Here is a 255-nt window from a genome sequence, read left to right on the forward strand (position 1 = left end):
AATGGACATCCGCAAGCTGCAGCGCGCCATCGTAGACGGGCTCGAAGACGTCAAGGCCAAGGACATCGTCGTCTTCAACACCGAGCACCTGTCGCCGCTGTTCGAGCGCGTGATCGTGGCCACCGGCCCCAGCAACCGCCAGACGAAGGCGCTGGCCGCCAGCGTGCGCGACAGCGTCAAGCAACGTGGCATGCAGGTGCTGCGCACCGAGGGCGAGGCCAGCGGCGAATGGATCATCGTCGACTGCGGTGCCGC

Annotated in this window: 1 protein-coding gene; it reads left to right on the top strand. The window is 66.7% G+C overall.

Annotation, left to right across the window (positions count from 1 at the left end):
- Window position 1 precedes the first annotated feature (1 nt).
- Window positions 2-255 (top strand): ribosome silencing factor (rsfS, locus tag ENE75_RS24785; RefSeq protein WP_128201781.1); only part of this gene is annotated, 254 nt, incomplete at its 3' end.

This window comes from Rubrivivax albus (assembly GCF_004016515.1).
Taxonomy (GTDB): domain Bacteria; phylum Pseudomonadota; class Gammaproteobacteria; order Burkholderiales; family Burkholderiaceae_C; genus Rubrivivax; species Rubrivivax albus.